Source organism: Candidatus Poribacteria bacterium (assembly GCA_021295715.1).
Taxonomy (GTDB): Bacteria; Poribacteria; WGA-4E; order WGA-4E; family WGA-3G; genus WGA-3G.
This window is the reverse complement of sequence record JAGWBV010000126.1, coordinates 1-7,594: the sequence shown is the minus strand read 5'-3', so window position 1 is coordinate 7,594 and position 7,594 is coordinate 1. Positions and strand designations below refer to the sequence as shown.

The window sequence follows — 7,594 nt, the reverse complement described above, 5'->3', positions numbered from 1 at the left end:
GTAGCGGTGAGTCCGTGCGCGTTCAATTCTGCACGGAGGGTATCAACGGATTCAGGGGCAGGCACACCGATCTCCACATTCGTCAAACCGATTTTTGCTAAGTGGGCATACGCGCCAGCGCGAAACTGTCGGTAGCTGCCCAAATTACATGCAATAATATTTTCCATATTTTTAATTCTCCTTGCGGTTCGGACAAGCAGGTTTGGAGTTCTGGGGTTCTTCTCCGTATACCCGCTTTCCACTTCGTTCCAAGCTATGTGCTTGGTTTTCCATTCTTAGATTTTCCTTAGGACTATGCTTTCACGGCAAAGGAATAATCGAAAAAATTAAGGGATTTTCCGTAAAACTGTGTTGCTTAATAGAATCTCGGTTCCCAGCAGGAGCAGTGCGGGTATTAAGAGGTATACCGTCAACTCCTTGTGGACAACGATGTTGACTGTCTCAAATTTCGTTTTTTCAAAACGATCAATTTCTGCGTAGATTTGTTTCAGCGATTGTGTGTCTGTAGCACGAAAATAGCGACCTCCAGTTGTATTGGCAATCTGTTTCAGGGTATCCTCATCGAGGTAGGTTAGAACCTCTCGATATCGTTTACCAAAGGTCGTATCCGCGTAAGGAATGCGGGCACCCCCCTCTTCTCCCATACCGATCGTATAGACCTTAATCCCGAAGGATTGCGCAAGGGAGGCCGCGGCTCCCGGTTCAATGCTACCCGCGTTGTTTTCACCATCAGTCAGGAGGATAACAATCTTTGTTTGAGATTCCGAGGCGCGTAACCGATGGGTAGCCGTTGCAAGCGCGTCCCCGATAGCCGTGCCATCCTCGAGTTGTCCAATCTCTACATCTCGGAGCAATTCTACTAACACCGAATAATCCGACGTTAGCGGACAAAGCGTGAAACTTTCACCCGCAAAAACGACTAAACCGATACGATCGTTTTGGCGGTGCGTCAGAAAATCGTTAACGACTGATTTCGCAATTTGAATGCGATTGAATTCTTCAAAATCCTCTGCTCGCATGCTCTCCGAAATGTCGAGTACTAAAAAGATATCGATACCTTCAGTGAATTTGTGCTCACGGCTTTGGGACAGTTGCGGACGAGCAAGGGAGATAATGAGAAGCGCGAGAACAATAAATCGAATCACTCTCAGTATCGGAAACGCTTTAACTGAAGACGTATGCCGCATCTGCTGAATACTTGTTGCAAACCCATGTTTGAAATCAGAAAAACGCACCACCGGGGCGATTGTTGGTTTCCAACGTAACAGGAATCCCCACCTGTGTAGCGGCGAGGGGACCTTGGGGAAATACCCAAGCAAAAACCCCCTACGGAGGAACCGCAAAGCGAATATCAGTAGCGGGATTACAATGAACAAACTCAGGAAGAGAGGGGACGCTAACTGCATGCTAACTACACTTTTTCTTACCGGGGTCCCCACTCATTGCTGGGGAGTGGAGAGACGCTTCTACGTGGTTCCTGCGAACGTATCATGCTAATGCCACTTAACAGGCAGAGTCCAATAGCGATACTATTGACAATGAGAAACGCTGCCCAATCAATATACGGCACGGATGTTGCCATGAAGTAGAGGATATAACCGAATATAACCGCGAGCGGTCTCCATCGCCCTGAAAAAAGGGTACTACCGAGCGTCAGGAAAATCGCTGCTTTACCACAGATGGCAAAGGGAATCAAAAGCGAAAGCACCAGTAGCATGAATGGCACACCAATGATTGATAATGTCAACACTGCGAGGGAGAAAGGTATCGCAATTAACATCAGGATACCAAATAATATACTACCGATAGGTCGCCTCGCGAAAAGTTCGCTTATCTCGTTTATCGGATTTGAAAACACGGCTACTATTAGCAGATACATCAAAACGGAAAATCCGATTTTGATGAGTGTTAGGCGAAAATTCGCTTGCTTGCTGATACCCCAGAAGGTATGGGGGTGCATAGCAAGATGGACCGCAGCGGGTACCAGATGCCAATCATTGCTTACTTGAAGGTTAGCGACGCCTTGTGTATTTCCAGTAAGCTGTCCACCGATAATGTATAGAGTGCCATTCACTTGTGCCTCTGGCGACAATTGAGCATCTCCACCGATGACTAATATGTTGCCGGTTACCTGCCCTTGTAATCTTGCATCTGCGGCAATTATGACGAGTGTTGTGAGTACCTCACCTTCACCTAACTGATAGTCGTTAATAATCTTAAATATCCGTCTCGTCTCTTTCTGCTGTATATGCCCTTCATCTGTGGTTTTCCCGTTCTCCGAATCGGCAGCATCACTCTGCTTTGTGGACGCATCAGGAATCTCTTCCGAATTCTGTGCCGCTAAGCCTTGCGCAACAAAAACACCGCTCGTTGGTTTTTCGTGCTTAAGGTTGGGGTGTTGTGAGCCTAAAACTATCAGGCTGTTATTTAAAGTCTGTCCAAACACGGACAGGGTACCAAAGATCAAAAGCAAAGAAATAAATCCTATTTCTTTCATATTTTCCTGTGGGAGGGTTTCTGCGGAGACACCCCAGCAAAAACCTCGAACTTCTAAATTAAGATAAATTTATGAAAACATTAAAACATTATAGATGAAAATTCCTGTCATGTCAACGCTTTTTAAATATAGGACACCCCGTCCGTGAGTCAATGTGCCTTCTTCGGATTGGTGTATTCTACGTAGGTTCTCCATTCAGATTGAGTTCCTAATTTTCGTAGAAAAAAAGAGCTGGAACGTGGTGGCATCAATGTATGCGCGGAACCTTTTCACCGAAAGTGAGATCGTCTTGAATTTCAATTTTTTCTTGACATGTACCTGTGCATCTGATATGATAAATGTATGTGAATATTTTGGCGGCGATTTATGCCTTCGCACGGTTGTGGTGTCCGCATGAATCGCACGGATATGTGTGTAAAGTCCTTGAGTTTGTAATATTGAGCAGGAGGTAAAAATGAATTTCAGTATTATTTCTGGCAGCAAGTTTTGGAAACCCACGAGTGTAGTCCTCGTGTGTTTCAGTCTTTTTGCGGTTGGTGTTTTGTTCGTCTCCACCACCTCGGCCGAGATCGATCCTGATACCATTGTCGGAATGTGGCTTTTTGATGAGGGCAAAGGAAATGTCGCAACCGATGACACCGGAAATGGACTGGACGGCGAATTTGAAGGTAAACCGAAATGGGTGAAGGGCCAGTTTGGGCAAGCACTTGAATTTGATGGTAAAGGTGCTTTCGTTCGGATCGCCGAGCATGATAATCCGACTGAAGCGATCACGGTCTCAGCTTGGGCAAAGAGTCCGAATGATACTTGGAATCAACACGGTTGGATGGTCGAAAAGCGGAACGCCTATATCATCCATCCCAACCAAGGCACAAAAAATGTAGCGTGGCCGGTTTGCAATGGAGGCTGCTGGAATAAACCCGGTGGTTGGAATGATGGTAATGTTGGACCCAAAGATATTACCCAGTGGCACATGTACACGACCACTTTTGATAGTAAGACCGGTAAGTGGGCCATCTATATTGATGCGAAAGAAGCCAGCACATTAGATTTGGCTAAAAATCCTATTGATGCCGATAGCGGTCCCGTCAATATCGGATTTGATGACTGTTGCGGTGGCGCGCGCTTTGGGGCAGTGACTATCGACGAGGTTGTAATTTTCGATGTCGCTTTGGAGCAAGCGGACATTGAAACGATGTTGGACGGTATGCTTGCAGCCTTAGCGATTGATCCTGCTGACAAGATGGCAACCACTTGGGCAGACGTGAAGATCAGGTACTAAGTGGTGCGGCTCTCGGCAGTTAACAAGCGGTTTTCTTGCTAACTGCCGACGGCTATTACTAAAAAACAGCAATGTGGAGGAACAAATGATATTTAGTTTTGACGAAACAGACGATTTTGATGATGAATCACAAGATTCCTATCTGGATGAAGAAGGTGCCGATGCCGATGTCGATGAGTTGGAAGATGACTTAAATGATCCGGCTACTGCGCTCTCTCACGCATTTCGTGAAGCCACAGGAGTTGAGGAAGAGGAAGTGGAAGATGAAGATGATGAAGATGATGAAGATGATGAAGATGATGAAGATGAAGATACAGATACAGAGGCAGTAGAAGAACACGACGCTGAAGAAGGAGTAGAGGCATACGGCGGCGAAGAAGAAGATAGCGATGATACTGAAGCATATGAACAACGACTTGCTGAAGCGATAGATGCATTACCGATCGAAGAAGATTTAGAAGTGGACATCCCACCGTTGGAATTGCCTCCGTTTGAAGTTGAGCTTTTCCGACCACAGGAACAAGGCAATCTCGCTTATGCAGATGCTGTGAAAGCCTACTATGAGGAGAAAGATTATCAACGCGCAATCGAAAAATTTGGGGAAGCTATAGAAAACGAAGCCCAGGACACGGAAGGAAATGTGACAGATTCTAATTCGATTGTAGCAAAGGCGATGTACTGGCAAGCGGAAGCTTACGTCAAAATGCAAAATATCCCGCAAGCCATTGTAACTTTTGAGAATCTCATCCAGACGTATCAAGAACATTACCTTTCATTAGCCGCACAACGAAGATCGGTTCAGTTGAACCCAGAATAGCCGTCAGCAAGATAGCGATCAGCCATCGGCCATCAGCAAGAGACTGGAATGGACGAGGGAAGGATGGAAGATACCCCACCCATCCTTCCAATCTTCCATTCTAACACTGACAGCCGACAGTCTCCGATAGCCGACAACTATTAAAAAAGGATTAGCAAAATTTGTGGAAACCTTAAAAAATTTTCTCAAACAGAAAGCGACGAACCTACGCATTCATTCCGTCACCTCCACATCGGAGGCGGGGTCTGGACATCCAACCACGTGTCTCTCAGCTGCGGATATCGTCTCAGCACTTTTTTTTCACGCGATGCGTTATGACACAACCGATGCTCAGAACCCCAACAACGATAGATTCATCTTGTCCAAAGGACATGCGGCACCGCTCCTTTACGCCGCTTATGCGGAAGCGGGGATTATTCCAGCCGAAAAACTTCGCACGTTGCGACAAATTGATAGCATCTTGGAGGGACATCCGACCCCTCGGTTTGAATGGACAGAGGTCGCAACAGGGTCCCTTGGACAGGGCTTATCGCTTGGACTCGGCATGGCTCTCAATGGAAAATACTTAGATGACGCTGATTACCGAGTCTATGTCCTCCTTGGCGATGGCGAGACTGCTGAAGGTGGGGTCTGGGAGGCGGCTGCTTTAGCATCACACTACAAACTTAATAATTTGATTGGGATTGTGGATGTCAATGCGCTTGGACAGAGCCAACGGACGATGTATGCCTTTGACGTCGATACGTATTGTCAGCGTTTTGAGGCGTTTGGTTGGCAAGCCATCGGCATTGATGGTCACGATTTTGATGAAATCCTTCCCGCACTCGACCGAGCGAAGGCTTCGGACGAGAAACCGACGATGATAGTCGCCAAAACTTTTAAAGGAAAAGGGATTTCGTTCCTTGAAAACGCCGACAACTGGCACGGAAAAGCGCTTGCCCAGGGTGACGAGCTTGATAAGGCTTTAGCTGAACTTGGTCCATTGCATTCAGATGTTCCGGTTCGGATTGCATCCCCAAATCCTGTAAATGGGAATGCTGATCGTGCAGCCGTGACCGAATGTGAGCCGCCTGACTATCCAGTGGACGAAGAAGTCGCAACGCGTAGTGGCTACGGTGCAGGGCTTGCGAAACTCGGTAGTGCGAATCCGAATGTTGTTGCTTTAGATGGAGATACTAAAAACTCTACGTATGCTGAGCAATTTATGGAACTCCATCCGAACCGCTATTTCGAGATGTTCATCGCGGAACAAAATTTGGTCGGGGCTGGCATCGGTTTGGCAAAACGCGGTAAGATTCCGTTTGTCTCAACCTTTGCTGCATTTTTATCGCGTGCCTATGATCAGATTCGGATGTCTGCGATCTCACAAGCGAATATTAAATATGCCGGTTCACACTGTGGCGTCTCAATCGGTGAAGACGGTCCCTCACAGATGGGTTTAGAGGACATCGCGATGTTCCGTGCGATTCCGGGAGCAGTCGTGCTGTATCCAAGCGATGCAGTCGCCGCTGAACGGCTCGTCGCGGAAGCTGCGGATTATGAGGGTATCGTTTACCTCCGCACCTCGCGTCCAAAAACCGCTATTCTCTACGATGCTGATGAGCGTTTCCCAATCGGTGGGTCTAAAGTTATTCGGGAAAGCAGTGAAGATAAGGTGACCATTGTTGCCGCCGGTGTTGCCCTTCACGAAGCCTTGAAAGCACACGAGATACTTGCTCAAGAAGGGGTGGCTGTCCGTATTATAGACGTGTATTCTGTTAAGCCGATTGATAAGGAAGCGCTACAAAAGGCGGCGTCTGAGACGAACAATACCCTAATCACCGTTGAAGACCATTATCCTGAAGGCGGTCTCGGGGACGCTGTCCTTGATGCTGTGGCAACTGAAGGCGTCTGCGTTCACAAGCTTGCTGTTACAGGGATGCCGAGGTCTGGGAAACCGGAGGAGCTTTTAGAATATCACGGCATTAACACAGACGCTATCGTACAGAAGGCGAAAGCGTTGAAACTCTAATTGAGGAGAACTGTTAGGTCATATTCGGATTATCCGCCTGGAACTATCGCTGCACGCGGGAAAGAGATTTATTCGCAGCAAGTTCGGCATAAAGTTGAACCACAACACAAAGGGTAAGTTGCAGTTCGGTATTTCCTACTAAAACCTATAAGAACCTGTTAGAATCTAAAGTTGTGTCATTTTTTTTGACAATACTTTGAGAAAGTGCTATAGTAAGTGTATCACGTGGCGAGGACTTTTCACCTACCCGCAAGGGTAGCCTCCTCGCCGACCGACAGTGAAAAGCGGTAAAAGCGTGATACGTGAGAATCCATGCCTTTACGAACACAGCAAATAGAACTGAATCCCAATAACAAGCAATCTACGTGTATGTCTCAACATTGTGGATATGCCCGTGTTGCCTTCAACTTTGGCCAAGACGAATGGCGAACCCATGTTGATATCAAGCGTGAGTTTAACGCCGTCAAATACGATAAGTTTCACTGGTGTTCTATCCTCTCACAGAATGCGTCGAAGAACGCTATTCACAACCTCGGTGACGCTGTTACACGCTGGAAGAAAGGACAAAACAAGTTTCCCGTCTATAAGAACCGATCTGGTAAATGTTCATACCAAGCAGACAATGGCGAAGGAACTGTTGAAGTCTATAAAAAGCGTGTCAACCTTCCCAAAATAGGGTGGATACGTATGCGTGAAGAATTGCGGTATACCGGTGAAATCACAAAAGTTGTTGTGTCCAAACACAATGACAAATGGTTTGTGTCTATCACTGTCAGACGGCTGGATAGCAACAACTATCAGCACCAACCGCTCCTGTTTGACGATAAGCCACCAATAGGCGTTGACGTAGGTATCAATACACTTGCGACGTGTTCTGACGGGACAACGTTTGAGAATCCACGCCCGCTGAAGCGATACGAGCGCAAGTTAGCACGGGCAAATCGCAACCTTTCGCGCAAGCAGAAAGGCAGTCAGAACTGGTATAAA

At 46.9% G+C, this 7,594-nt stretch carries 6 protein-coding genes; 4 read left to right on the top strand and 2 right to left on the bottom strand.

Annotated features, from left to right (window positions below):
• Window positions 1-326 precede the first annotated feature (326 nt).
• Both J4G07_21170 and J4G07_21165 read right to left on the bottom strand, forming a co-directional pair.
• Entirely contained in the window at window positions 327-1,187 is an 861-nt protein-coding gene (locus J4G07_21170; GenBank protein MCE2416499.1) for a VWA domain-containing protein, read from the bottom strand.
• A 236-nt stretch (window positions 1,188-1,423) separates the two neighbouring features.
• Window positions 1,424-2,497, bottom strand: coding sequence for a hypothetical protein (locus tag J4G07_21165; GenBank protein ID MCE2416498.1), 1,074 nt, complete (start codon window positions 2,495-2,497; stop codon window positions 1,424-1,426).
• Window positions 2,498-2,951: 454 nt separating this feature from the next.
• Here J4G07_21165 and J4G07_21160 point away from each other — a divergent pair, with 454 nt between their 5' ends.
• The 4 genes from J4G07_21160 to J4G07_21145 all read left to right on the top strand — a co-directional run.
• Window positions 2,952-3,779 carry a LamG domain-containing protein gene (locus J4G07_21160; protein ID MCE2416497.1) on the top strand — a complete coding sequence of 276 codons (828 nt, stop codon included), beginning with the start codon at window positions 2,952-2,954 and terminating at the stop codon, window positions 3,777-3,779.
• A gap of 85 nt (window positions 3,780-3,864) precedes the next feature.
• Window positions 3,865-4,596: a tetratricopeptide repeat protein gene (locus tag J4G07_21155; GenBank protein MCE2416496.1), complete on the top strand. Its 732-nt coding sequence runs from the start codon at window positions 3,865-3,867 to the stop codon at window positions 4,594-4,596.
• A gap of 163 nt (window positions 4,597-4,759) precedes the next feature.
• Window positions 4,760-6,607, top strand: a complete 1,848-nt coding sequence (locus J4G07_21150; GenBank protein MCE2416495.1) for a transketolase — start codon at window positions 4,760-4,762, stop codon at window positions 6,605-6,607.
• 312 nt (window positions 6,608-6,919) lie between these two features.
• A partial coding sequence (locus J4G07_21145) for a transposase (GenBank protein MCE2416494.1) occupies window positions 6,920-7,594 on the top strand: 675 nt, incomplete at its 3' end.